This is a genomic window from Streptomyces sp. MAI_2237 (genome assembly GCF_054189285.1).
Map to the genome: position 1 here is coordinate 2,904,813 of NZ_JAJPGQ010000003.1, position 26,610 is coordinate 2,931,422.

Consider the following 26,610-nt stretch of genomic DNA (forward strand, 5'->3'; position numbering starts at 1 on the left):
GGTCAAGTGGCCAGTGATGTCAAGGGTGTTGCCTGCGGCATTCGGGGCCTATGTCGCGGACTTTTCCGGCATGCGGCACACAGGGCGCTCATATTTCCGCGAGGTCTCAACTCGGAAAAGACCCATGGCCAACCTTGCATTCGATCTTGCTCCGTTGGCGGGAAGTGGACTATACCTGTCGGCGATTCACACGATCCGTACTTTGCTGTCCGCACTTCCTGCACGACCCTGCTTGACCTGACCGCGGTGCCGGGGAGGATCCGGTTCACCGCCTGAGTCCTGGAGAAGGCGAGGACTTGAGCATGGGATCCACTTCCGGCGAGAACGAGCACAACGGCACCGCGGACGTCGGCCGCCGCGATCTGATCAAGCGTTCGGCCGCGCTCGGCCTGATCTCCGTACCGGCGATGGGCTTTCTGTCGGCGTGCGCGAGCGGTGGCGGGAGCGACGACAACTCGAACGACAACAACCAGGGCAAGACCTCCAAGTCGAACCCCTTCGGCGTCGAGAAGAACGGCAAGCTCGACGTCGTCATCTTCAAGGGTGGTTACGGCGACGACTACGCCAAGGCGTGGGAGGCGAACTTCAAGCAGAAGCTCGGCGTCACCTCCACCCACACCGGCACCCAGGAGATCACTGGCAAGCTCCAGCCCCGCTTCAACGCCGGGAACCCGCCGGACATCGTCGACGACTCCGGCGCCCAGCAGATCAAGGTCGACGTCCTGTACAAGAACGGCCAGCTCCTCGACCTCGCCCCGGTCCTCGACGCGCCGTCCGTGGACGACCCGGGCAAGAAGGTCCGGGACATGCTCATCCCCGGCACCCTCGACCCGGGCATCCAGGAGGGCAAGGTCGTCGCCCTCAACTACATCTACACGGTGTGGGGCCTGTGGTACTCCGGCAAGCTCTTCAAGGACAAGGGCTGGGAGCCGCCCAAGACCTGGGACGACTTCATCAAGGTCTGCCAGGCGGCCAAGAAGGACGGCATCGGGGGCCTCGCCCACCAGGGCAAGTACCCGTACTACATCAATGTCGCCATCATGGACATGATCGCCAAGAAGGGCGGCCTGGACGCCGTCAAGGCGATCGACAACCTCGACCCGAAGGCGTTCGTCGGCTCCGACGCGGCCCAGGCGGGCGTCGAGGCGATCTACGAGGTCGTGGAGAAGGGCCTGCTGATGCCGGGCACCAACGGCCTGACCCACACCGAGTCGCAGACCCGCTGGAACCAGTACAAGGCCGCCTTCATCACCTGCGGCTCCTGGCTGGAGAACGAGCAGCTGAAGCAGACGCCCTCCGACTTCGACATGAAGTTCCTGCCGATGCCCCTGCTGCCCGGCAGCAAGATGCCCTTCGAGGCGATCCGGGCCGGCTCCGGCGAGCCCTTCATCATCCCGGCCAAGGCCAAGAACCTCCCCGGCGCCAAGGAGTTCATGCGCCACATGCTCTCCAAGGAGTGGTCGACGCTCTTCGCCAAGGAGGCCAACTCGCTCACCATCCTCAAGGACGGCGTCGACGCGAGCGTGAAGCTGCGGCCCGGCACGCAGTCCACGGTCGAGGCGTCGAAGGCGGCCGGTGACAACACCTTCCGCTACCTGTACCCGGACTGGTACAGCGAGATGGACACCGCCATCCAGAACGCCTCCAACGAGCTCATGGCCAAGCGCATCCAGCCGAAGGAATGGCTGAAGCGCTGTCAGGCGGCCGTCGACAAGCAGGCGAAGGACCCGGCCTCCAAGAAGAACCGGCACGAGTAGTTCACGGGGACGCCGTGGGGACTGCGCGTCGTAGGGTGGCCGCGGATCGTCCGTGGCTTGTCGCGCAGTTCCCCGCGCCCCTTTTCGGGGCGCCGCACAGACCGGAATGTCAGGGGCAGGTATGCGCAAAGGGCAGTACAGGTTCGTAGCGGGGTTTCTCTTCATTCCCGTGTTGCTCTACGTGGTCTTCGTGATCTGGCCGTACATCCAGACGTTCGGCTATTCGCTGACCGACTGGAAGGGGCAGTCGCAGACCTTCAACTTCGTCGGGCTGGACAACTACAAGACGTTGTTCCAGGACGACGTCTTCATGGCGGCCATCTGGCACAACCTGCAGTTCCTGGTCTTCATCCCGGTGATCACGATCCTGCTCGCCCTGTTCTTCGCCTTCATGCTGAACGCGGGCGGACGCAGCAGGGCCGGCGGGGTCCAGGGCGTCGCCGGATCGAAGTTCTACAAGGTGGTCTACTTCTTCCCGCAGGTGCTGTCGCTGGCGATTCTCGCCGTGCTGTTCAACGCGGTGTACCGCAGTGACGGCGGCGGCCTGCTCAACGGCGTCCTGATCAAAATCCATCTCGTCGACCCCAACAATCCCATCGAATGGCTCAATGAGCCGAACGTGGTGCTGTGGGCGCTGATGGTCGCCGTCGTCTGGCAGGGTGTCGGCTTCTATCTGGTGCTGTTCTCGGCGGCCATGCAGTCCATTCCGAAGGACATCTACGAGGCCGCGCTCATCGACGGCGCGAACCGCAACCAGTCGTTCTTCCGCATCACCCTGCCGCTGCTGTGGGACACCGTGCAGACGGCCTGGGTGTACCTCGGCATCATCGCGATGGACATGTTCGTCCTGGTCTCCTCGATGACCCAGAACATGGGTGCCTACGGCGGCGGACCCGACCACCACAGCGACGTCATGGCGACCGTGATGATGCGCAACTTCCTCTACTACGGCAAGAGCGGCTACGCCTGCGCCATGGGCGTGATCATGCTGCTGCTCACCCTGATCCTGTCCGTCTTCACGCTGCGCGTCACCCGCCGCGAGCGCATCGAGTTCTGAGCGGGAGACATGACGATGAGCGCCCCCATCAAGGAAACCCCCGCCGCCCCCGCCCCGCGGCCCGTCGCCCCGCGGCCCGACCGCCCCGACGAGCAGCGCGGCGAGGGCGTCGTGCTGAACGTCTTCTCCCACGGCTTCCTCGCCCTGTGGGCCCTGCTGATCGTGCTGCCGCTGCTGTGGCTGGTGATCAGCTCCTTCAAGACCGACGCCCAGATCGGCGGCTCCGCCTTCGGCTGGCCGCACAACTGGTCCCTGGACGTCTTCCACCGGGCCTGGAACAAGGGCATCGGCGACTACTTCCTCAACACGGTCATCGTGCTGGTCTTCTCGGTGCCGCTGACCATGCTGTTCGGCTCCATGGCCGCCTACGTCCTGGCCCGGTACCAGTTCTGGGGCAACCGGCTGCTGTACTACTTCTTCGTCGCCGGCGCGATGTTCCCGGTCTTCCTCGCCCTCGTCCCGCTGTTCTTCATGGTCAAACGGCTGGACATGCTGAACACCTACCAGGGGCTCATCCTGGTCTACATCGCCTACTCGATGCCCTTCACGGTGTTCTTCATGCACGCCTTCTTCCGCACCCTGCCCACGGCCGTCTTCGAGGCGGCGGTCCTGGACGGGGCCTCGCACACCCGGACCTTCTTCCAGGTGATGCTGCCGATGGCGAAGCCGGGCCTGATCAGCGTCGGCATCTTCAACACGCTCGGCCAGTGGAACCAGTTCATCCTGCCGACGGTCCTGATGCAGCCGCAGAGCGGCGGCGACCCGGAGCGCTACGTGCTCACCCAGGGGCTCATCCAGCTGCAGCAGCAGCAGGGGTACGCCTCCGATCTGCCCGTGCTCTTCGCGGGCGTCACGATCGCCATGATCCCGATGCTCGTGGTGTACCTGTCGTTCCAGCGCCAGGTTCAGGCGGGCCTCACCTCGGCCACGCTGAAGTAGCGCTCCGAAACCGCCCGATCGCGCGCCGTTCCCGCATTTCGGGCATGGCGCGCGAACGTGTATGTGCCTGCGGCCACGTACCCGGAAACGGTTCAACCTCTTGACGGGAGGCGACCCTAACGGCTCAGCTTAGAGTTCACTAGTTGGACATAGACGGGGCCTCATCGAAGCGGTCCCGCGCGCAGGAGGTCGTCGTGGAGACTCCGGGGTCGCAGTCGTCGCTGCACCGAGCCAACCTGGAGCGGGTCGTCCGGGCCGTCCGGCTGGCCGGGTCCCTCACGCAGGCGGAGATCGCGAGGACCACGGGGCTGTCCGCCGCCACGGTCTCCAACATCGTCCGTGAACTCAAGGACGGCGGAACGGTCGAGGTCACGCCCACCTCGGCCGGTGGCCGCAGGGCCCGCAGCGTCTCCCTGAGCGGGGACGCCGGCATCGTCATCGGCGTCGACTTCGGGCACACGCATCTGCGCGTGGCGGTCGGCAACCTCGCCCATCAGGTGCTGGCGGAGGAGTCCGAGCCGCTGGACGTGGACGCGTCCTCGACGGAGGGCTTCGACCGGGCGGAGGAGCTGGTCAATCGCCTGATCAGCGCAACGGGCGTGGACCGGTCGAAGATCGCCGGAGTGGGCCTCGGCGTGCCCGGTCCGATCGACGTCGAGTCCGGCACCCTCGGCTCCACCGCCATCCTGCCGGGCTGGACCGGCACGAAGCCCGCCGAGGAGCTGCGGGGGCGGCTCGGCGTGCCCGTGCACGTGGACAACGACGCCAACCTCGGCGCCCTCGGTGAGCTGGTCTGGGGCAGCGGCAGGGGTGTGCGCGACCTCGCCTACATCAAGGTCGCCAGCGGTGTCGGCGCCGGATTGGTGATCAACGGCAAGATCTACCGCGGCCCGGGTGGCACAGCGGGAGAAATCGGTCATATTACTCTTGATGAATCCGGCCCCGTCTGCCGCTGTGGAAACCGCGGCTGCCTGGAGACCTTCGCTGCCGCGCGCTATGTGCTGCCGCTGCTCCAGTCCAGTCACGGCACCGATCTGACGATGGAAGGCGTTGTGCGGCTGGCCAGGGACGGAGACCCGGGCTGCCGTCGGGTGATCGCCGACGTCGGTCGTCATATCGGCTCTGGAGTCGCCAATCTCTGCAATCTGTTGAACCCGAGCCGGGTGGTCCTCGGTGGTGATCTCGCCGAGGCCGGTGAGCTGGTGCTCGGGCCGATCAGGGAGTCCGTCGGCCGCTATGCGATCCCCAGTGCGGCACGTCAACTGTCCGTGCTTCCAGGGGCACTTGGAGGTCGGGCGGAGGTGCTCGGAGCGCTCGCCCTCGCCCTCAGCGAGATGGGTGATTCGACCCTTTTGGACAGCACGCTGCATGCAACCGCGCCTGCCTTCACTTAGAGAACGCAGGACGTCGTTGCCATCTCGTTAAGTATTTACTTCTTGACGTCGCACGTGCGGCCGAGTTGACTTCCAGCCACCTCGGCCGCAACGACGCGGCCTCGTCAGGGAGGTTTCTCAAGTGAACACGCTCATGCGTCGTGCAGCCGTGACCGTAGCGATCTCGGCGCTCGCCGTCTCGGTCGCCGCCTGTGGCAAGGCCGGTGACAAGAAGAGCAGCGACAACAGCAGCTCGAGCTCGGGCGGCGGCGGCAAGTCGATCGGCCTGCTCCTGCCCGACAACGTCACCGCGCGGTACGAGAAGTTCGACAAGCCGTACTTCGAGGCCAAGGTCAAGGAGCTGTGCGGCGACTGCACCGTCTCCTACGCCAACGCCGCCGCCGACCCGGCCAAGCAGGCTCAGCAGATGAGCAGCATGGTCACCAAGGGCGTCAAGGTCATCGTGGTCTCCGCCCAGGACTCCGCCGCCATCAAGTCCTCCATCCAGTCCGCGGTGGACAAGGGCGTCAAGGTCGTCGCGTACGACCGTCTGGCCCAGGGTCCGGTCTCCGCGTACGTCTCCTTCGACAACGTCAAGGTCGGCCAGCTCCAGGGCCAGGCCCTGCTGGACGCCCTCGGCTCCAAGGCGAAGAAGTCCTCGAAGATCGTCATGATCAACGGTGACGACGCCGACCCGAACGCCGGTCAGTTCAAGAAGGGCGCGCACGAGGCCCTCGACGGCAAGGTGAACATCGCCTACGAGCAGTCGGGTCTGTGGAAGGACACCGTCGCCGCGCAGAAGATGTCCGCCGCCATCACCCAGCTCGGCGCCAAGAACATCGCCGGCGTCTACGCCGCCAACGACGGCATGGCCGGTGGCATCGCCAACACCCTCAAGGGCGCCGGCATCAGCGGCATCCCGCTGACGGGCCAGGACGCCGAGCTCGCGGGCATCCAGCGCATCGTCGCCGGTACGCAGTCCTCCACGGTCTACAAGGCCTACAAGCCGGAGGCCGACACCGCCGCCGAGCTCGCGGTCAACCTGCTCCAGGGCAAGGACATCAAGTCCCTGGCCGACACCACCGTCACCAGCGGCTCGGGCGACAAGGTCCAGGCCAAGCTGCTGACCCCGGTCTCGGTGACCGTCAAGAACATCAAGGACACGGTCGTCAAGGACGGTCTCTACACCGTCTCGCAGATCTGCACCGCCGACTTCGCCGCCGCGTGCAAGAAGGCCGGCCTGCAGTAAGAGCCGCCCAGGGCCCGTCCGGCGGACGGGCCCGAGCCCCGGGGCGCGGTCCTGAACGGAACGCGCCCCGACGGCAGGCACCGAACCTGTCCGGCACCCGCGCCGCCTTCATACCCCGCTGCGGGGCGGGTGCCGGACGGAAGCATGGTGGACGCAACCGTTGCCAAGAGGCACGGACCGCGCGCATGTTCGACTTGTAAATCAGTGCCAACGGCACACCCCCTTGTAAATCAGTGCTTACGGCACACCCCTCCGCGCCTTACCCCAAGCGCGGCATCCCCGCCGGTCAGGCGGCGAAGGAGATGGTTCACGTGTCCGCTACGCCCGTGCTGGCGTTGCGCGGAGTCTCCAAGCGATTCGGTGCGGTGCAGGCCCTCACCGATGTCGAACTGGAGGTCCACGCCGGCGAAGTGGTCGCCCTGGTCGGCGACAACGGCGCCGGAAAGTCGACGCTCGTCAAGACGATCGCCGGAGTCCACCCCATCGATGAGGGCGTCATCGAGTGGGAGGGCAAGCCGGTCAGCATCAACAAGCCGCACGACGCCCAGGGACTCGGCGTCGCGACGGTCTACCAGGACCTCGCGCTGTGCGACAACCTCGACGTGGTCGGCAACCTCTACCTCGGACGCGAGCTGCTGCACCGCGGCGTCATCGACGAGGTCACGATGGAGAAGAAGGCCCGCGAGCTGCTGAGCACGCTCTCCATCCGCATCCCGAGCGTTCGCATCCCGATCGCGAGCCTCTCCGGTGGTCAGCGCCAGGTCGTCGCCATCGCGCGCGCCCTGATCGGCGAGCCGAAGGTCGTCATCCTCGACGAGCCCACCGCCGCCCTCGGCGTCGAGCAGACCGCCCAGGTCCTCGACCTCGTCGAGCGGCTGCGCGAGCAGAACCTCGCCGTCATCCTCATCAGCCACAACATGGCCGACGTGAAGGCGGTCGCCGACACCGTCGCCGTGCTGCGGCTGGGCAGGAACAACGGTTCCTTCTCGGTGAAGGACACCAGTCAGGAAGAAATCATCTCCGCGATCACCGGTGCCACGGACAACGCCGTGACCCGTCGTGCGGGGCGGCGCGGCGCGGAGGCGACCCAGTGAGCGACACATCCAAGGTTTCCAAGGTGGACCCCGAGGCGCAGGACACCGTCGCGCCCGCGGACGACCCCACCGCCGCCCCCGTCTCGGTCGTCGACCCGCGTCTGCTGATCCGCGAAGAGGGCCTCAAGGGCTACTGGACCGAGTTCACCCGCAAGGTCAAGGGCGGTGAGCTGGGCTCGCTGCCCGTGGTGATCGGTCTGATCATCATCTGGACTATCTTCCAGTTCCAGAACAGCCGGTTCCTCAGCGCCGACAACGTCTCGAACATCAGCTACTACATGTCGGCCACCGGCATGCTGGCCATCGGCCTGGTGTTCGTCCTGCTGCTCGGCGAGATCGACCTGTCGGTCGGTTCGGTCAGCGGTCTGGCCTCGACCCTGTTCGCCGTGTTCGTCGTCCAGCACGGCATGAATCCCTGGCTGTCGCTCGTCCTGGCCGTCCTCACCGGCCTCGGCATCGGCGCGCTGCACGGCTGGTTCTTCGCCAAGATCGGCGTGCCCGCGTTCGTGGTCACCCTGGCCGGCTTCCTCGGCTGGAACGGCCTGATGCTGTGGCTGCTGGGCTCCAGCGGCACCATCAACATCCCGTCCGACACCGGCCCGGTCCACCTGCTCGGCCAGAGCTCGTTCTTCATGGACCAGGCCATCATCGGCGCCTACCTGCTGGCCGGCCTCGGGGTCGTGCTGGCGCTGGTCGGCAACTTCGGTGAGCAGCGCCGCCGCAAGGCCGCGGGCGTGCCGTTCCGGCCGACCGCCGAGATCCTGCTGCGCGTCGGCGTGCTCGCGGTGGCGTCCTTCCTGGCCGCCTTCGTGCTGAACGACGCCGCCGGTGTCTCCAACGCGCTGGTGATCTTCCTCGCCGCCCTGGTGATCGTGGACTTCGTGCTGCGCCGTACGACCTACGGCCGCAAGGTCTTCGCGGTCGGCGGCGGCATCGAGGCGGCCCGCCGTGCCGGTATCAACGTGCCGCTGATCCGGATCACCGTGTTCGCCATCTCCGGCGGCTTCGCGGCGATCGGCGGTATGTTCTTCGCCGGCCAGACCGCGAGCGCCACGTTGAGCGCCGGTGGCGGCAACACCCTGATGCTCGCCATCGCGGCGGCCGTCATCGGTGGTACCTCGCTGTTCGGTGGCCGCGGCTCGGTCTGGTCCGCCCTCCTGGGCATGCTGGTCATCCAGTCCATCCAGACCGGCCTGGACCTGCTCAACATGAACACGTCCATCCAGTACATGATCACCGGTGCGGTGCTGCTGGGCGCCGTTGTCATCGACTCCGTCTCCCGCAGGAGCCAGAAGGCGGCGGGCCGGGCGTAACACCCCTCCCGAGACCTGTGCCCGGCACCAACGGCGGTGCCGGGCACAGTCATGTCGTAGAAAAGTGCGATCGTGGGTAGAGCCGATCGCGTGACCTACGACGCGACGCCCGGGCGTCGTCCGCAACGGCGGAACATTAGACTCGACAAGCCCGGCAACAGCTCGATCAGCTTTTACTGCAAGGAGGCACGGGTGCCGCTGCTGACCCGCATCAGGGGACCGCGCGATCTGGACCGGCTCAGCCTGGAGGAGCTGGACCAGCTGGCAGAGGAGATCCGGACCTTCCTCGTCGACGCCGTCTCCAAGACCGGCGGCCACCTCGGCCCAAACCTGGGCGTCGTCGAGCTCACCATCGCCCTGCACCGCGTCTTCGACTCGCCCAAGGACAAGGTGCTGTGGGACACCGGCCACCAGTCCTACGTGCACAAGCTGCTCACCGGCCGCCAGGACTTCAGCCGGCTGAAGATGAAGGGCGGCCTGTCCGGCTACCCCTCGCAGGCCGAGTCCGAGCACGACGTCATCGAGAACAGCCACGCCTCCACCGTGCTGGGCTGGGCCGACGGCCTCGCGAAGGCCAACCAGGTCCGCAGGCGCGACGACCACGTGGTCGCGGTCATCGGTGACGGCGCGCTCACCGGCGGTATGGCCTGGGAGGCGCTGAACAACATCGCCGAGGCCAAGGACCGCCCGCTCGTCATCGTCGTCAACGACAACGAGCGCTCCTACGCCCCGACCATCGGCGGCCTCGCCAACCACCTGGCGACCCTGCGGACGACCGACGGCTACGAGCGCTTCCTCGCCCGGACGAAGGACATCCTCGACCGCACCCCGGTCGTCGGCAGGCCGCTGTACGAGACCCTGCACGGCGCCAAGAAGGGCCTGAAGGACTTCATCGCCCCCCAGGGCATGTTCGAGGACCTGGGCCTGAAGTACGTCGGCCCCATCGACGGCCACGACATCGAGGCCCTGGAGTCCGCTCTGGCCCGCGCCAAGCGGTTCGGCGGCCCCGTCATCGTCCACTGCCTCACCGAGAAGGGCCGCGGCTACCAGCCCGCCCTCCAGGACGAGGCCGACCGCTTCCACGGCATCGGCCCCATCCACCCCGACACCGGCCTGCCGATCAAGGCTTCCGGCGCCGACTGGACCTCCGTCTTCGGTGACGAGATGGTCGAGCTGGGCAAGGAGCGCGAGGACATCGTGGCGATCACCGCGGCGATGCTCCAGCCGGTCGGCCTGAAGAAGTTCGCGGACACCTTCCCGGACCGGATCTACGACGTCGGCATCGCCGAGCAGCACGGCGCCGTCTCCGCCGCCGGCCTCGCGCACGGCGGTCTGCACCCCGTCTTCGCCGTCTACGCCACCTTCCTCAACCGCGCCTTCGACCAGGTGCTGATGGACGTCGCCCTGCACAAGTGCGGTGTCACGTTCGTGCTCGACCGGGCGGGCGTCACCGGCACCGACGGCGCCTCCCACAACGGCATGTGGGACATGTCGATCCTCCAGGTGGTGCCGGGCCTCAGGCTCGCCGCCCCGCGCGACGCCGACCAGGTCCGCGCCCAGCTCCGCGAGGCCGTGGCCGTCGAGGACGCGCCGACCGTGGTGCGCTTCTCCAAGGGCGCCGTCGGCCCCGCCGTACCGGCCGTGGGCCGCGTCGGCGGCATGGACGTGCTGCGCGAGCCCGGCACGGACCGCCCGGACGTGCTGCTGGTCTCCGTGGGCGCCCTGGCCCCGATGTGCCTGGAGATCGCCGCCCTGCTCGACCGGCAGGGCATCTCCACCACCGTCGTCGACCCGCGCTGGGTCAAGCCCGTCGACGAGGCCATGGCCCCGCTCGCGGAGCGGCACCGCGTGGTCGTCACCGTCGAGGACAACTCCCGCGTCGGCGGTGTCGGCTCGGCGATCGCGCAGGCCCTGCGCGACGCGGGCGTCGACGTGCCGCTGCGCGACTTCGGCATCCCGCCGCGCTTCCTCGACCACGCCTCCCGCGCCGAGGTGATGACGGAGATCGGCCTCACCGCCCCGGACATCGCCCGCCAGGTCACCGGCCTGGTCTCCAAGCTGGACGGCCGCTACGACCGCAGCGCCGCCTCCGAGGTGGAGCCCGCGCGCGACTGACACGCCGTACGACCGGATGGGCCGCTTTTCCCCCGCCGAGGGTGGTGGAAGCGGCCCATCCGCGTGAATCCGCGCGCGTCGGGGCATACGACTTGAGCCCCCTCTCGATCATGGCGAGGACGAGACAGCGTGGGAGGTACGCCGTGAGCAGCACCCTTTTCAGGACGAAGAACGTCGAACACTCCATCCGGGACACCGAGGAACCGGAACACGCGCTCAAGAAATCCCTGTCCGCGCTCGACCTGACGGTCTTCGGCGTCGGCGTCATCATCGGCACCGGCATCTTCGTCCTGACCGGCACGGCCGCCAAGAACACCGCGGGCCCGGCCGTCTCCCTGTCCTTCGTCGTCGCCGGTGTCGTCTGCGCGCTGGCCGCGCTGTGCTACGCCGAGTTCGCCTCCACGGTCCCCGTGGCGGGCTCCGCGTACACCTTCTCCTACGCCTCCCTCGGTGAACTACCCGCCTGGATCATCGGCTGGGACCTGGTACTGGAACTCGCGCTCGGCACGGCGGTGGTCGCCGTCGGCTGGTCCGGCTACATCCACTCCCTGCTGGACAACGCCGGCTGGCATCTGCCCGAGGCGCTCAGCGGGCGCGACGGCGCCTCCGGGTTCGGCTTCGACATCCTCGCCGCCGCCCTGGTGCTGCTGCTCACGGCGATCCTCGTCGTCGGCATGAAGCTCTCCGCGCGCGTCACCTCGGTCGTCGTCGCCATCAAGGTCGCCGTCGTCCTGGTCGTCATCATCGCGGGTGCCTTCTTCATCAAGAGCGGCAACTACGACCCGTTCATCCCCAAGGCGCAGTCGGTGGAGGCGGGCGGGAACCTCAAGGCCCCGCTGATCCAGCTGATGTTCGGCTGGGCGCCCTCCAACTTCGGCGTGATGGGCATCTTCACCGCCGCGTCCGTGGTCTTCTTCGCCTTCATCGGCTTCGACGTCGTCGCCACCGCCGCCGAGGAGACCCGCAACCCGCAGCGTGACGTGCCGCGCGGCATCATCGGCTCCCTGATCATCTGCACCGCGCTGTACGTCGCCGTGTCGATCGTGGTGACCGGCATGCAGAAGTACAGCAAGCTGTCCGTGGACGCCCCGCTCGCCGACGCCTTCAAGGCCACCGGCCACCCCTGGTTCGCGGGCCTGATCAGCTTCGGCGCCGCGATCGGCCTGACCACGGTCTGCATGATCCTGCTGCTCGGCCAGTCCCGGGTCTTCTTCGCGATGAGCCGCGACGGCCTGCTGCCCCGCTTCTTCTCCCACACCCACCCGAAGTTCCGCACGCCCTACCGGCCCACGATCCTGCTCGGCGTGATCATCGCGATCGTCGCCGGCTTCACCAGCCTCAGCGAACTCGCCGAACTGGTGAACATCGGCACGCTCTTCGCGTTCATCGTCGTCGCGATCAGCGTGATCATCCTGCGCAGGAGCCGCCCCGACCTGGAGCGCTCCTTCCGCACCCCGTGGGTCCCGGCGCTGCCGATCGTGTCGGTGCTGGCCTCACTGTGGCTGATGCTGAACCTGCCGGCCGAGACCTGGCTGCGGTTCGCCATCTGGATGGTCATCGGCTTCGCCGTGTACTTCTTCTACGGCCGCACGCACAGCCGCCTGGCTCGCCAGGAGCAGCCGGCCGGCAGCCCCGACGTCAGGGCCTGACCGTCCGCGGACCGGTGACATCGGCGCCCAACTCCCGCACCCGGCGCCGTAGTTCCCGGTCCGCCGTCACGACCAGGACGGCGCGGCCGTCCTCCGCGGCGACCAGTTCCACCATCCGGTCGTCCCCGCTCCCCGAAGCCGCCTCCACCCGGACCCCGGGGACGGACTCCACCCCCCGCGCGGCCCCCTCGACCACCAGCACGATCTCCAGCGGCCCGGCATGCCCGGGGAGCCCGTCCGCCGCCAGCCGGTCCCGCAGCCGCTCGGCGGCCCCCCGCCGGTCCCGCCACCATCCGTCGGGCACCGACCCGACGACGTTCGCGGCGTCGACGATCACCAGCAGGGGGTCGCTGTCACTCATGCGGCCAGGTTCGCACAGTCCCGCGAAAGGGCGTTCGCACAGTCCCGCGAAGGAGCCGCTCAGTCCGCCGTTTTCTCGTCGAAGCTGGCGAAGTAGGCGGCGGCCATGTCCTCGTCGCCGTGACCCTGCGCGGCCGCACGTTCCAGCCGCTCGGCGGTCGCGGTGGCCACGTCGAGGCGGACCCCGTTGTCCCGGCCGGCCGCCACGATGAGGCGGGCGTCCTTGGCGGCCGTGGTCACCGCGAACTGGGCGGGGGAGAGGCGGTCCTCCAGGACCATCCCCGCCTTCGCCTTCAGATAGCCCATGTCCAGCGGGCCGCCCGCGATGAGGTCGAAGAACTGCGCCGGGTCCACGTCGAGCGCCCGCGACAGGGCGAGGACCTCGCCGGCCGCCGCGGTGGCGGCGAGCACCCAGCTGTTGGCGACCAGCTTCAGCCGGGTGGCGCTGCCGGCCGCGCCGTCCTCGCCGGTCCACAGGGTGCGGGCGCCGACCGCGTCGAACACCGGCTCCACGACCGCGCGTGCCTCGGCCGGCCCGGCGGCCAGCACCGTCAGCTGTCCGGCCTCGGCGGGCTGGCGGGTGCCGAGCACCGGGGCGTCGTAGAAGACCAGCCCGTGCTCGGCGGCGAAGGCGGCGAGTCCACCGATCGCCTCGATGCCGGCGGTGGTCGCCTGCACCCAGGCGGCGCCGGAGCGCAGCGCGGGGGCCGCCTCGCGCATCACCTCCAGGGCGGCCGGGCCGTCGTAGAGCATGGTGACGACGACATCGGCGCCCCGCACCGCCTCGGCGGGCGTGTCGGCGATGTGCGCGCCGTCGGCGGCCAGCGGCTCGGCCTTCGCGCGGGTGCGGTTCCAGGCGCGGACGGTGTGTCCGGCGCGGGCGATGTTGCGGGCCATGGCGGCGCCCATGATGCCCGTGCCGAGAACGCCCACGGTGAGCTGATCGGTCATGAGGTCGGCTTCCTTCTCACGTCTGTCCTTGCGGTTGCCGAGATACAGCCTGCCCCCTCCGGGCCCGGACGTGCCCGTCGACGCCCCTGCCACGCGGGGCCCGGCCGACGGCCGCCGTACCCGCCCGCTTAAGGTGAACTGGTGAACGGCGACTGGCTCCTGCGCGGCCGTGACGGCCGGCTCAGTGTCTACCTTCCGACCGACGACGCCGTCCTGTGCCGGGCGGAACGAACCCCCGGCGGCACCTGGACGCCCGCACGCAAGGTCGGCGGGGAACAGAGGCTGCGGCCGTCCCTGGCGGTCGGTCAGGGCGGCGACCGCTACGCGCACCTCGTCTCCTGGCGGCCCACGACGGCGGGCGAGTCCGGGCTCGTGCACTCCACCCACTTCCGGCCCCGGCTCGCCGCCCTGGACTGGAACCCCATCGGGCATCCCGACAAGAAGGGGCCGTTGACCGGGATGCCCGCCGTGGCGGTCGACGCCGCGGGCCGCGCCCATGTCTTCGTCCGCAACCAGGGCGGCGGGGTGAGCATGGTCGCGCAGAGGGAGAAGGGCGGCTGGGACCCCTGGCGGGACCTCAAGGGACGTGACGTACAGGACGAGTTGGCGGCGGTGACGGGGGAGGCGGGGCGCGTGGAGCTCTACGCGGCCGTGTCCGGCGGCATCCTGCACTGGCGTCAGGAGGAGCCCGGCTCCCAGCCCGTCCTGGAGGAGGCGATCGAGGCACCGGTCCGCCCTGGCACCCTGCACGCGCTCGCCACCTCCGCCGAGAGCACCACCCTCTTCTACACCGACGACTCGGGCGACCTGTGCGCCTGGCGTCCCGGCGCCAAACCGGTCGCCCTGCTGTCCTCCGCCGGCCCCGGCCCCGTCTCCGCCGTGCGCTGCGAACTGGACGGCTACGACTGCACGTTGCTCGCCCAGCGCTCGGCGAGCGGCCGGGTCGCCTTCGCCGCCTACCCGACCGAGCAGGAGTCGGCGGGCGCCTGGTGGGCCGAGTCCGGCCCCGCGCTCCCGGCGGACGCCGGGGTCTCGCTCGCGGTGGACGAGGACGACCGGGTGGTGGCCGCGACGTCCTCCCCGTCGACCGGCCTGCTCCTCCTCACCCGCCGCAAGAACGAACCGGGGCTCGCGCTGGAGGCGTGGCGGGAGGTGTGAGCCTCCCGGCCCCAGGACCCCTCAGGACGTCGAGGCCCCCGTCTTCGTCGAGCCGCCCGTGGCCGGTGACTTCTTCGCGGAGGCCGGGATCTCCTGGTCCTTGCGTAGCGCCTGCCACAACTGCCCGGCCTGGGGCTGGGCGGCGACCACGCGGTTGGGGTCCTGGGTGTCGTACCGCACCGGCAGCATGATCGTCTCCATCGTGGAGGGGTCTATGCCGTTCATGCTGCGGCCGAACTCGGCGAGTCTGGTGAGGGAGGCCAGGCCCGAGTCGGTGGTGAGGGACTGGGTGAGTTTGTCGGCGATCCGGTAGGACTTCGTGGGGCTGCCGAGCAGATCCTGCTTCTTGATCTCGCTCAGCAGGTCGATCAGGAACTGCTGCTGCAGGCCTATGCGCCCCAGGTCGCTGCCGTCGCCGACGCCGTGCCGGGTGCGCACGAACTGCAGTGACTGGGTGCCGTCGAGCTTGTGGGTGCCCGCGGTGATGTCGAGACCGCTGTTGTGGTCGTGGATGTCCCGGTCGACCGTGACGGTCACCCCGCCGATGGCATCGACCAGTCCCTTGAAGCCGGCGAAGTCGATCTCGACGAAGTGGTCCATGCGGACGCCCGACATCCGTTCCACGGTCTTGACCACGCACGCCGGTCCGGCCAGCGAGTACACGGAGTTGAACATCACGCGCTTCGCCGACGGCAGCGCCGAGCCGTCCTTGGCCGTGCACTCGGGCCGCGTCACCAGGGTGTCGCGCGGAATGCTCACGGCGACGGCCTGGCGGCGGCCCTCGGGTATGTGGATCACCAGCGCGGTGTCGGAGCGGGCCCCGGCGGCCGTGTCCCCGCTCAGCTTCCCGTTGGCGCCCGCGCGTGAGTCGGAGCCGAGCACCAGCAGGTTCTGCCCCGACGTGGGCAGCTTCTCGGGCCGGTCGTCGCCGATCGCCTTGTCCAGGTCGACGCCCTTGATGTTGCTGTTCAGATCGCTGTACAGCCAGTAGCCGACGCCACCCGCGGCCACCACCAGCAGCACCAGGCTCAGCGCGATCCAGCGCCAGACGCGGCGGCGCTTCCTCGGCACCCCGCCCCGGCGGCCCGACGGCGCGCGCCGTGATCCCTCCGGGTCCGTCTCCGTCAGGGCGTGCGTCATGTGCGTCGGTCCTCTCTCCTCGACCAGTGGCTCAGGGCATGTGTGTGGGGGAGAGACCGAGCCGGTCCGCGACGATGGGCAGTCGCCCACCGGTCATCAGACGTCCGTTGAGACACAAGGGTTGTATGTGGTTTCTGTCATTTCCGTCTGTTCATGACAGCAGTGTGCGTGCTTGCTGATGATGTGCCGATCCTGTGAAGGTTAAACATTTGGTATGCGCTCGGGGCGGCCGCCGCCCCCTGGGTCCGTGGCGGTCGTGACAGGACCCACGAAAAGAGGGCCTCCACCTGTCGGCGGAGGCCCTCTTCAGTCGTTCTCGGGTGTTACGCCGGAACCGACGCCACTCCCGGTGCCAGGAACTTCTTGCCGGTCACGCGCTCGGAGACACCCTCGCGGTCCAGGTACGGCGTGATGCCGCCCAGGTGGAAGGGCCAGCCGGCACCCGTGATCAGGCAGAGGTCGATGTCCTGGGCCTCGGCGACGACGCCCTCGTCGAGCATGAGCCCGATCTCCTGGGCGACGGCGTCCAGGACGCGCGCGCGGACCTGCTCCTCGCTCAGGACGGAGTCGCCCTGCTTGAGCAGCGCGGCGACCTCGGGGTCCAGCTCGGGCTTGCCGCTGTCGTACACGTAGAAGCCGCGCTTGCCCGCCTTGACGACGGCGGCGAGGTTCGGGGAGACCGTGAAGCGGTCGGGGAAGGCCCGGTTGAGGGTCTCCGAGACGTGCAGGCCGATCGCGGGACCGACCAGCTCCAGCAGGACGAGGGGAGACATCGGCAGGCCCAGCGGCTCCACCGCCTTCTCCGCCACCTCGACCGGGGTGCCCTCGTCGATGACGTTCTGGATCTCGCCCATGAAGCGGGTCAGGATGCGGTTCACGACGAACGCCGGGGCGTCCTTGACCAGGACCGCGGTCTTCTTCAGCTTCTTGGCCACGGCGAACGCCGTCGCGAGCGAGGCGTCGTCGGTCCGCTCGCCGCGGACGATCTCCAGCAGCGGGAGGATCGCGACCGGGTTGAAGAAGTGGAAGCCGACGACCCGCTCGGGGTTCTTCAGCTTCGACGCCATCTCCGTCACCGACAGCGAGGAGGTGTTGGTGGCGAGGATCGCGTGCGCCGGGGCGACCGCCTCGACCTCCGCGAACACCTGCTGCTTGACGCCGATCTCCTCGAAGACGGCCTCGATGATGAAGTCCGCGTCCGCGAAGCCCTCGGCCTTGTCCAGCACACCGGTCACCAGCGCCTTGAGGCGGTTGGCCTTGTCCTGGTTGATACGGCCCTTGCCGAGCAGCTTGTCGATCTCGGCGTGGACGTAGCCCACACCCTTGTCGACGCGCTCCTGGTCGATGTCGGTCAGTACGACCGGCACCTCCAGGCGGCGCAGGAACAGCAGCGCCAGCTGCGAGGCCATCAGACCGGCGCCGACCACGCCGACCTTGGTGACCGGGCGCGCCAGGTTCTTGTCCGGGGCGCCGGCGGGACGCTTGCCGCGCTTCTGCACCAGGTTGAACGCGTAGATGCCGGAGCGCAGTTCGCCGCCCATGATGAGGTCGGCGAGCGCCGTGTCCTCGGCGTCGTAGCCCTGCTGGAGGTCGCCGTTCTTGGCGGCGGCGATGATGTCCAGGGCGCGGTAGGCGGCCGGGGCGGCGCCGTGCACCTTGGAGTCCGCGATGAAGCGGCCCTTGGCGACGGCCTGGTCCCAGGCCTCACCGCGATCGATGACCGGACGCTCGACGACGATCTCGCCCTTGAGGACGGACGCCGTCCACAGCAGGGACTGCTCCAGGAAGTCCGCGCCCTCGAAGAGCGCGTCGGCGATGCCCAGTTCGTAGACCTGGACGCCCTTGAGCTGCTTGTTCTGGTTGAGCGAGTTCTCGATGATCACCGAGACGGCCTTGTCGGCGCCGATCAGGTTCGGCAGCAGCGTGCAGCCGCCCCAGCCGGGGACCAGGCCGAGGAAGACCTCGGGGAGCGAGAAGGCGGGCAGGGCCGCGGACACCGTGCGGTACGAGCAGTGCAGACCGACCTCGACGCCACCGCCCATGGCGGCGCCGTTGTAGTAGGCGAAGGTCGGCACCGCGAGGCCGCCGAGGCGCTTGAAGACCTCGTGGCCGCCCTTGCCGATGGCCAGCGCGTCCTTGTGCTCCTTGAGCAGCTCGACGCCCTTGAGGTCGGCGCCGACGGCGAAGATGAACGGCTTGCCGGTGATGCCGACACCGACGATCTCGCCGGCCGCCGCCTCCTTCTCGACCTGGTCGATGGCGGTGTTCAGGTTCGCCAGCGACGCCGGGCCGAAGGTGGTCGGCTTGGTGTGGTCGAAGCCGTTGTCCAGCGTGATCAGGGCGAAGCGCCCGGCGTTGAACGGCAGGTCGAGGTGGCGTACGTGCGCGGACGTGACGACCTCGTCGGGGAACAGCTCGGCTGCACCCTTCAAAAGCTCAGCGGTGGTGCTCACTTGCTGCCTCCGTCGAAGTGCGGGTTCTCCCAGATGACCGTCGCGCCCATGCCGAAGCCGACGCACATGGTGGTCAGGCCGTAGCGGACGTGCGGCTGCTCCTCGAACTGGCGGGCCAGCTGCGTCATCAGACGGACACCGGAGGAGGCCAGCGGGTGACCGAAGGCGATGGCGCCGCCGTACTGGTTGACGCGCGCGTCGTCGTCCGCGATGCCGTAGTGCTCCAGGAAGGCCAGGACCTGGACCGCGAAGGCCTCGTTGATCTCGAAGAGACCGATGTCGGAGATCGACAGACCCGCCTGCGCGAGCGCCTTCTCCGTGGCCGGGATCGGGCCGTAGCCCATGACCTCCGGCTCGACACCCGCGAAGGAGTACGCGACCAGGCGCATCTTCACCGGCAGGTCGTTCTCGCGGGCGAAGTCCTCGGAGGCGATGAGGGAGGCGGTGGCGCCGTCGTTCAGACCGGCCGCGTTGCCCGCGGTGACCCGGCCGTGCACGCGGAACGGCGTCTTCAGACCCGACAGGTTCTCCAGGGTGGTCCCCGGGCGCATCGGCTCGTCGGCCGTGACCAGGCCCCAGCCGGTCTCGCCGGCCTCCGGGTTGGTGCGGCGCACGGAGATCGGGACGAGGTCAGCCTGGATCTTGCCGTTGGCGTACGCCTTGGCGGCCTTCTCCTGCGAGCGCACGGCGTACTCGTCGGCGCGCTGCTTGGTGATCGTCGGGTACCGGTCGTGCAGGTTCTCCGCGGTCATGCCCATGAACAGGGCCGACTCGTCGACGAGCTTCTCGCTCACGAAGCGGGGGTTCGGGTCCACGCCCTCGCCCATGGGGTGGCGGCCCATGTGCTCGACACCACCGGCGATGGCGATGTCGTAGGCGCCGAAGGCGACCGAACCGGCCACGGTGGTGACGGCGGTCAGCGCACCGGCGCACATGCGGTCGATGGAGTAGCCCGGGACCGACTGCGGCAGACCCGCCAGGATGCCCGCGGTACGGCCGATGGTGAGGCCCTGGTCACCGATCTGCGTGGTCGCCGCGATGGCGACCTCGTCGATCTTCTTCGGGTCGAGACCGGGGTTGCGGCGCAGCAGCTCCCGGATCGCCTTCACGACGAGGTCGTCGGCACGGGTCTCGTGGTAGATGCCCTTCGGGCCCGCCTTGCCGAACGGGGTACGGACGCCGTCTACGAAGACGACGTCCCTGACGGTACGAGGCACGATGGCTCTCCTCCAGGGTGCGGGATCTGCACTGCTGCGGCCGCGCTGAGCGCGCGCTCAGGCCCATGCTACTTGCGGGTAACGTAACTGCACACCCCTGACGGCCACAGCGGCGAAGGTCACACCCGCGGCGGAGCCGTGGACCCCCGGGGGGTGAGGACCGGAGTGGGCACCGGATGCGAGCCGGGCCCCTTGCCGGTGATCACGCCGAACAGCGTACGTGCCACGTCCGCCCCGAATCCGTGCACGTCATGGCTCATGGCGGAGAGCGTCGGACGGGTGAGGCGGCACAGCTGCGAGTCGTCCCAGGCCAGCAGGGAGACGTCTCCCGGCACACTCAGCCCCATCTCCGCGGCCACCGACAGCCCGGCCACCGCCATGATGTCGTTGTCGTAGACGATCGCCGTGGGCCGGTCCGGCGCGGCCGCCGTCAGCAGCGACCGGGTGGCCCGCGCCCCCGACTCCCCCGAGTAGTCGGTGGTCACCTGCCAGGCCCCCGCCAGCTCCAGGGCCCGCGCCGCCTCGTCGAACGCGGCCGTCCGGGTCGCCGTGTGCCCGAGCGCCGCCGCACCCCCCACCCGCGCGATCCTCCGGTGCCCGAGCGCCGCGAGGTAGCGCACCGCCTCCGTCACGGCCGTCGCGTCGTCGGTCCACACCGACGTCAGCGAACCGGTCAGCGAGGGATGCCCGACCGCCACCACCGGCATCCCCAGCCGCTCCGCCGCGGCCACCCGGGGATCGTCCAGCCGGAAGTCGACCAGGATCGATCCGCCGACCTGCCGCCCCCGCCACCACGACTCCAGCAGCCCGGCCTCCTCCTCCACGCTGCGCACGAGCCGCAGCAGCAGCGAGCAGGACCGCTCGGTCAGCACGCTCTCCACCCCGGAGACGAACTCCATGTAGAAGGGCTCCAGCCCCAGCAGCCGCGCGGGCCGGCAGATCGCCAGCCCCACCACGTCCACCCGGGACCCCGCCAGCGTCCGCGCGGTCGTGCTCGGCGCCCACCCCAGCTCCCGGGCCGCCTCGAAGATCCGGTCCCGGGTCGCCTCCGCCAGGCCCGGCTTGTGGTTGAAGGCGAGCGACACCGCCCCCTTGGACACACCTGCGCGCGCGGCGACGTCCTTGATGGTGACGCGGGAGGTCGTCATGCGGTCGGCTCCAGGCAGTACAGGGCGGCGCGGGCGGCGTCCGGGTCGGGATCGTCCCAGCCGCTGACCCCGATGGTCACCCGCTCCCCGGGCAGCAGTGTGACCAGCCCCCGGTCGGCGCGCGCCTCGGGCCCCAGCCGGTCGGCCTGCAGCAGCAGGTCCCGTACGAGCGTGCGGGCCGTCACGGTGACCGCGCCCGGCGCCACCGTCACCTCGAACTCCGGCTGAGGATAGGGCACTTCACAGTCGGGCACGGGGAACCACAGCGCCCGCAGCCCGTCCGCGTCGGCCGCCAGGAACTCCTTGGGCCCGGCCGGCTCCAGCTCCCGCGGCACCGCCACGGAGGCGACCGCCCGCCGCTCCGCCCGGAACTCCACAGCCGCCTCCGCGACCACCGCGCCCTGCACGGACATCCGCCGCAGCGTCACCGTGCCCGTCCACGCCCGCCCGGACTGGTTGACGGCTGCCAGCACCAGCCCCGCATCCCGCGCCTGCAGGGTCAGCAACCGGTCCGCGTACAGCCGCCGCAGCTCGTGGTAGAGCGGCTTCTCCCGGCCGTCCCCGTCGATCGCGGCCCAACTCGTCACCGGCCAGCAGTCGTTGAGCTGCCATACGATCGTGCCCGCGCACTGCGGCCAGTGCGACCGCCAGTGCTCGATCCCGGCGGCCACCGCCCGCGCCTGGTTGACCTGCGTCAGATAGTGCCAGCGGTCGAAGTCCCCCTCGGGGACGGCGAAATGCCGGGCCAGCCCGCGCTCCAGCTTGCCGTTGCCGTCGTCGGCCTTCTGGTGGTGCAGCATGCCGGGGGAGTCGGGGGCGAGTTCCTCGTCCGGCAGCGCCCGCCGCAGCGTGGCGTACGCGGGCGGTGCCTGCCAGCCGAACTCGGCCACGAAGCGCGGCACTTCACGCAGGTACTCGCTGTAGTCCGCCCGGTTCCACACCTCCCAGGAGTGGTGCGTGCCGTGCGCCGGATCGTTCGGATGCCGCTCCCACGAACCCGACCACGGACTGCCCGCCGTGTAGGGCCGGGTCGGATCCGACTCGGCCATCACGCGCGGCAGCAGGCCCAGGTAGTACCCCTCGCCCCAGGAGCCCCCGGCGAGCCGCGCCTCCCATCCCCAGTCCCGGAACCCCCACAGGTTCTCGTTGTTGCCGTTCCACAGCACGAGCGACGGATGCGGCATCAGCCGTACGACGTTCTCCCGCGCCTCCGCCTCCACCTCGCCCCGCAGCGGCTGCTCCTCGGGGTAGGCGGCGCACGCGAAGGGGAAGTCCTGCCAGACCAGCAGGCCCAGTTCGTCGCAGGCGTCGTAGAAGTCCTCGCTCTCGTAGATCCCGCCGCCCCAGATCCGCACCAGGTCCACCCCGGCGCGGGCGGCCTGCCCGAGCCGCTCCCGGTAGCGCTCCCGTGTGACCCGCGAGGGGAAGACATCGTCCGGGATCCAGTTCACGCCGCGCGCGAAGAGCCGCTCGCCGTTGACGACGAGGGTGAAGCCGGAGCCGTGCGCGTCGGCCGAGGTGTCGAGCCGCACCGTCCGGAAACCGACCCGGCGCCGCCACACGTCCAGCGCGTCCCCGTCGTGCAGGAGCGTCAACTCGACGTTGTACAGCGGCTGTTCACCGTACCCGCGTGGCCACCACAGGCGGGCGTCCGGGACCCGGAGCAGCACGACCCCGGCCGTTCCCTCGATCTCCCCGCGCACCCGGACCCCGCCGACCGTCGCCTCCACGGCGAGCGGTGCCTCCACCCGGCTGCGCTCGACCTCGATGTGCAGCTCCACCACGCCCAGGCCGTCCTCGACCGTCACCAGGGGCCGCACCCGGGCGATCCGGGCGGTGGACCAGGACTCCAGCCGCACCGGCCGCCAGATTCCGGCCGTCACCAGCGTGGGCCCCCAGTCCCAGCCGAACGAGCAGGCCATCTTGCGCACGTACTGGTACGGCTCCGCGTAGGCGGCCGGCCGCTCGCCCACCCGCCCGCGCACCGCCTCCGCCTCGGCGTACGCCGAGACGAACCGCACCGACAGCCGGCCCCGAAGACCGGTGACGTCGAAGCGGTGAGTGCGGTGCATGTTCCGCGTCCGGCCCAGCACCCGGCCGTCGACCGTCACCTCGGCGACCGTGTCGAGCCCGTCGAAGACCAGATCGGTCTGCTCATGGCCCCCGGCCCCGGTCGGCAGCTCCCTCTCGTACGTCCACTCCCGCCGCGCGACCCACGCCACCTCGGTCTCGTTCGCGCCGAGGAAGGGGTCCGGGATCACCCCGGCCGCCAGGAGATCGGTGTGCACACAGCCCGGCACCGCTGCCGGAAGTTCCTCCCCTTCGTGCCGCAGGATCCATCCCTCGGTGAGCGGTGTCGCCTCCAGCATGCACACTCCCTAAACCGTTTCAGTCCAGTCAGCGGAAAGCTTTCGACAGCCTTGGCGGAATACAGACTTTACCGGTTAAGAAAACGTTGTCAGAGTACCGAACCAGCCAACCCGCTCGTGCTCGTCCGTCCCATGAACGTGAACCATGAACGGAGCTGATGCACATGTCCCGCCGTACAGTCCTGGCCGTCGCGGCCGGAGCCGCTCTCGTCCTCACGGCCTGCACCGGCACCGGAGCCGCCTCCAAGGGCGCGGACGCCAAGGCGCCCGACGACCCGGCGAAGGTCAGCGGAACCATCAAGGTCCTCACCCAGCGCACCGACCTCGTGCAGGACGGCACGATGAAGAAGTACGCCGCCGCGTTCAACAGGACGTACCCCAAGGTCAAGGTCGAGTTCGAGGCCCTCACCAACTACGAGGCCGACGTCAAGATCCGCATGAACACGGAGAACTACGGCGACGTCCTGATGATCCCGGGCGTGGTGAAGAAGAGCGACTACCCCCGCTTCTTCGCCTCCCTCGGCACCCGGGCGGAGCGCGCCCAGAAGTACCGCTTCACGGACTTCACCACGGTGGACGGCAAGGTCTACGGCCAGAGCCCGATCGGCGTCGCTCCCGGCTTCGTCTACAACAAGAAGGTCTGGCGCGAGGCCGGCGTCACCAAGTGGCCCACCACGCCCGCCGAGTTCCTGAGCGACCTCAAGGCGATCAAGTCCAGGACGGACGCGGTGCCCTACTACACCAACTTCGCCGCCCAGTGGCCGCTGACGTCGTGGACCTTCGTCAACGGCTCGGTCGGCTGCGACACCGGGGCCACCACGAAACTGGCCGAGGGCGACCCCTGGGCGAAGGGCAGCGACCTGCGCGTCGGCGACACCCTGCTGTACGACATCGTGCACCAGGGCCTGGCCGAGAAGGACCCGACGACCACCAACTGGGAGTTGTCCAAGCCCCAGTTGGCCAAGGGGAAGATCGCCACGCAGTGGCTCGGCACCTGGGCGATCGTCCAGTTCCGGGACGCCGCGAAGAAGGCCGGAGCGAACCCCAACGACATCGGCTTCATGCCCTTCCCCGCCCAGGTGGACGGGAAGTTCTGCGCGGTCGTCGGCCCCGACTACAACCAGGCCGTCAACGTCCACTCGAAGCACAAGGAGGCGGCCCGCGCCTGGATCGACTGGTTCACCGACAAGTCCGGCTACGACCGGGACAACCTGGCGATCTCACCGCTGAAGAGCGCCCCGCTGCCCGACGTGCTGAAGCCCTACGAGGAGCAGGGTGTGAAGCTCATCGAGCTCGACGACACCGAGGGCGCACGGGTGAAGGCGATCGACGACCAGTCCGAGGTCGGCATCAACAAGCCCGACTACCGCCAGGACCTGGTCGACCTCGCGCGCGGCGCCAGGAAGGGCAGCCTGGACTCCTTCCTCGCCGGCCTGAGCGGGAAGTGGACCGAGGCCCAGAAGACCCTGGGGTCCTGAGATGACGGACACCACCCCCAAGGCGCCCGAGCGGGCCCCCGCGCAGCCGCCGCCCGACGCGCCCCTCCCGGCCCCCGCCCCTTGTCGCGCGCGCGTGTGGCGGGGCCTGACCCCCTGGCTGTTCCTGCTCGTCCCCCTCGCCTTCCTGATCACCTTCACCTACGCGCCGATCGTCAACATGCTGGCGTACAGCTTCACCGACTGGGACGGCCTCAGCCCCGAGCTGCACTACACGGGCATCGGCAACTACACCGAACTGTTCACCCGCCCCGACCTGTTCGAGGTCTTCTGGGTCAGCGGCTACTACCTGGCCGCCTCGGTGGTGCAGATCGCCGTCGCGCTCTACTTCGCCACGATCCTCAGCTTCGACGTCCGCTTCCGGAACCTCTTCAAGGGCGTGCTGTTCTTCCCGTACCTGATCAACGGGGTGGCCATCGGCTTCGTCTTCCTCTACTTCTTCCAGGACGGCGGCACCCTCGACTGCGTCCTCGCGCTCTTCGGCGTCCACTCCGACCACGCGTGGCTCGGCAGCCCGGTGTCCGCGAACGTCTCCCTGGCCGGGGTCTCCGTCTGGCGCTACACGGGCCTGAACTTCGTGCTGTTCCTGGGCGCGATCCAGTCCATCCCGGGGGAGCTGTACGAGGCCGCCGAACTGGACGGCGCGGGCCGCTGGCAGCAGTTCCGGCACATCATCGCGCCCGGCATCAGGCCCGTGCTGAGCCTCAGCGTGATCCTGTCCGTCTCCGGGTCGCTGTCGGTCTTCGAGATCCCCTACATCATGACCGGCGGCGCGACCGGCACCGAGACCTTCGTGATCCAGACGGTGAAGCTGGCCTTCCAGTTCAACAAGACGGGCCTGGCCTCCGCGGCCGCCGTCGTCCTGCTGCTGATCATCCTCCTGGTGACCTGGATCCAGCGGCGCCTCGTCCCCGACGACAAGGTGGATCTCGTATGACACGCCGAGCGGTGGCCCGCACCCTCGTCTACCTGTCCCTGATCGCGGCGAGCGTGGTCGTCCTGCTGCCGCTGATCGTCGTCCTGCTGACGTCCCTGAAGACGGAACGGGAGACGTCGAACGACACGGGGGCGCTCAGCCTGCCCCACGACCTGCTCAACTTCCACAACTACGTCACGGCGTTCCAGGACGGCCGGATGCTCTCCGCCTTCGGCAACACGGCCTTCATCCTGGTCGTCTCCGTCGGCGGCACGGTCCTCATCGGCTCGATGACGGCCTACGCGATCGACCGGTTCACGTTCCGCCTGAAGAAGCCGGTGGTGGCCCTGTTCCTGCTCGCCGCCCTGGTTCCCGGGGTCACCACCCAGGTGGCGACCTTCCGGATCGTCACCAGCTTCGGCCTGTTCGACACCCGCTGGGCCCCGATCGCCCTCTACATGGGCACGGACATCGTCTCGATCTACATCTTCCTGCAGTTCGTCCGCTCGATCCCGGTGAGCCTGGACGAGTCGGCCCGCCTGGACGGCGCGAACGCGTTCACGGTCTACTGGCGGATCATCTTTCCGCTGCTCAAGCCGGCGATCGCGACGGTGGTGATCGTGAAGGGGATCGCCGTCTACAACGACTTCTACATCCCCTTCCTCTACATGCCGAACCAGGATCTTGGCGTGATCTCGACGTCCCTGTTCCGCTTCAAGGGCCCCTTCGGCGCCCACTGGGAGACGATCTCGGCCGGGGCGATCCTGGTCATCCTCCCCACGCTGGTCGTCTTCCTGTGCCTGCAGCGGTACATCTACAACGGCTTCACACGGGGAGCGACCAAGTGAGGAGGGAT

20 protein-coding genes are annotated in these 26,610 nt (G+C 69.1%); 13 read left to right on the forward strand and 7 right to left on the reverse strand.

The window, feature by feature from the left end; translation table 11 throughout:
- Positions 1-302 precede the first annotated feature (302 nt).
- The 9 genes from ngcE (at position 303) to LN251_RS23790 (ending at position 12,546) form a co-directional block, all read left to right on the forward strand.
- Positions 303-1,757, forward strand: a complete 1,455-nt coding sequence (gene ngcE, locus LN251_RS23750; protein WP_458246146.1) for an N-acetylglucosamine/diacetylchitobiose ABC transporter substrate-binding protein — start codon at positions 303-305, stop codon at positions 1,755-1,757.
- 121 nt (positions 1,758-1,878) lie between these two features.
- Positions 1,879-2,814, forward strand: coding sequence for a carbohydrate ABC transporter permease (locus LN251_RS23755; protein WP_458246147.1), 936 nt, complete (start codon positions 1,879-1,881; stop codon positions 2,812-2,814).
- Between the two features lie 15 nt (positions 2,815-2,829).
- The gene (locus tag LN251_RS23760; protein WP_058928088.1) at positions 2,830-3,753 is read left to right on the forward strand and encodes a carbohydrate ABC transporter permease; all 924 of its coding nucleotides are present in this window, start codon (positions 2,830-2,832) and stop codon (positions 3,751-3,753) included.
- Between the two features lie 194 nt (positions 3,754-3,947).
- A complete protein-coding gene (locus LN251_RS23765; protein ID WP_458246148.1) occupies positions 3,948-5,147 on the forward strand; it encodes an ROK family transcriptional regulator in 1,200 nt (399 codons plus the stop codon).
- Positions 5,148-5,280: 133 nt separating this feature from the next.
- Complete coding sequence (locus LN251_RS23770; RefSeq protein WP_249838521.1) at positions 5,281-6,375, forward strand: sugar ABC transporter substrate-binding protein; 1,095 nt, start codon at positions 5,281-5,283, stop codon at positions 6,373-6,375.
- 302 nt (positions 6,376-6,677) lie between these two features.
- The gene (locus LN251_RS23775) at positions 6,678-7,469 is read left to right on the forward strand and encodes an ATP-binding cassette domain-containing protein (RefSeq protein WP_079077881.1); all 792 of its coding nucleotides are present in this window, start codon (positions 6,678-6,680) and stop codon (positions 7,467-7,469) included.
- Positions 7,466-8,782: a sugar ABC transporter permease gene (locus tag LN251_RS23780; RefSeq protein WP_458246149.1), complete on the forward strand. Its 1,317-nt coding sequence runs from the start codon at positions 7,466-7,468 to the stop codon at positions 8,780-8,782. Before LN251_RS23775 ends, LN251_RS23780 begins: the two co-directional genes overlap by 4 nt.
- A gap of 192 nt (positions 8,783-8,974) precedes the next feature.
- On the forward strand, positions 8,975-10,897 hold the full coding sequence (dxs, locus tag LN251_RS23785) for a 1-deoxy-D-xylulose-5-phosphate synthase (protein ID WP_458246783.1): 1,923 nt from the start codon (positions 8,975-8,977) through the stop codon (positions 10,895-10,897).
- A 143-nt stretch (positions 10,898-11,040) separates the two neighbouring features.
- Positions 11,041-12,546 carry an amino acid permease gene (locus tag LN251_RS23790; RefSeq protein ID WP_458246150.1) on the forward strand — a complete coding sequence of 502 codons (1,506 nt, stop codon included), beginning with the start codon at positions 11,041-11,043 and terminating at the stop codon, positions 12,544-12,546.
- On the opposite strand, the gene LN251_RS23795 is transcribed toward LN251_RS23790, so the two are convergent.
- Both LN251_RS23795 and LN251_RS23800 read right to left on the reverse strand, forming a co-directional pair.
- A complete protein-coding gene (locus LN251_RS23795; protein ID WP_458246151.1) occupies positions 12,536-12,907 on the reverse strand; it encodes an NTP pyrophosphohydrolase in 372 nt (123 codons plus the stop codon). The genes LN251_RS23790 and LN251_RS23795 overlap by 11 nt on opposite strands.
- A gap of 59 nt (positions 12,908-12,966) precedes the next feature.
- Positions 12,967-13,857: an NAD(P)-dependent oxidoreductase gene (locus tag LN251_RS23800; RefSeq protein ID WP_458246152.1), complete on the reverse strand. Its 891-nt coding sequence runs from the start codon at positions 13,855-13,857 to the stop codon at positions 12,967-12,969.
- 141 nt (positions 13,858-13,998) lie between these two features.
- Here LN251_RS23800 and LN251_RS23805 point away from each other — a divergent pair, with 141 nt between their 5' ends.
- On the forward strand, positions 13,999-15,015 hold the full coding sequence (locus LN251_RS23805; protein ID WP_458246153.1) for a hypothetical protein: 1,017 nt from the start codon (positions 13,999-14,001) through the stop codon (positions 15,013-15,015).
- Between the two features lie 21 nt (positions 15,016-15,036).
- Here the strand turns inward: LN251_RS23805 and LN251_RS23810 are convergent, their stop codons facing one another.
- From LN251_RS23810 to LN251_RS23830, 5 genes are all read right to left on the reverse strand, one after another.
- Entirely contained in the window at positions 15,037-16,155 is a 1,119-nt protein-coding gene (locus LN251_RS23810) for an LCP family protein (RefSeq protein WP_458246154.1), read from the reverse strand.
- A gap of 323 nt (positions 16,156-16,478) precedes the next feature.
- Complete coding sequence (locus tag LN251_RS23815) at positions 16,479-18,608, reverse strand: 3-hydroxyacyl-CoA dehydrogenase NAD-binding domain-containing protein (RefSeq protein WP_458246155.1); 2,130 nt, start codon at positions 18,606-18,608, stop codon at positions 16,479-16,481.
- Positions 18,605-19,825: a thiolase family protein gene (locus LN251_RS23820; protein WP_458246156.1), complete on the reverse strand. Its 1,221-nt coding sequence runs from the start codon at positions 19,823-19,825 to the stop codon at positions 18,605-18,607. The genes LN251_RS23815 and LN251_RS23820 overlap by 4 nt, the downstream gene beginning before the upstream one ends.
- A 119-nt stretch (positions 19,826-19,944) precedes the next feature.
- Entirely contained in the window at positions 19,945-20,973 is a 1,029-nt protein-coding gene (locus tag LN251_RS23825) for a LacI family DNA-binding transcriptional regulator (RefSeq protein WP_458246157.1), read from the reverse strand.
- Positions 20,970-23,342 carry a glycoside hydrolase family 2 protein gene (locus LN251_RS23830; protein ID WP_458246158.1) on the reverse strand — a complete coding sequence of 791 codons (2,373 nt, stop codon included), beginning with the start codon at positions 23,340-23,342 and terminating at the stop codon, positions 20,970-20,972. Before LN251_RS23830 ends, LN251_RS23825 begins: the two co-directional genes overlap by 4 nt.
- Before the next feature lie 164 nt (positions 23,343-23,506).
- Here LN251_RS23830 and LN251_RS23835 point away from each other — a divergent pair, with 164 nt between their 5' ends.
- The 3 genes from LN251_RS23835 to LN251_RS23845 are packed head-to-tail and all read left to right on the forward strand — an operon-like array spanning position 23,507 to position 26,602.
- Positions 23,507-24,820, forward strand: a complete 1,314-nt coding sequence (locus LN251_RS23835) for an ABC transporter substrate-binding protein (RefSeq protein WP_458246159.1) — start codon at positions 23,507-23,509, stop codon at positions 24,818-24,820.
- Between the two features lies 1 nt (position 24,821).
- Positions 24,822-25,775, forward strand: a complete 954-nt coding sequence (locus LN251_RS23840) for a carbohydrate ABC transporter permease (RefSeq protein WP_458246160.1) — start codon at positions 24,822-24,824, stop codon at positions 25,773-25,775.
- Positions 25,772-26,602, forward strand: a complete 831-nt coding sequence (locus LN251_RS23845) for a carbohydrate ABC transporter permease (protein ID WP_458246161.1) — start codon at positions 25,772-25,774, stop codon at positions 26,600-26,602. The genes LN251_RS23840 and LN251_RS23845 overlap by 4 nt, the downstream gene beginning before the upstream one ends.
- Positions 26,603-26,610 lie beyond the last annotated feature (8 nt).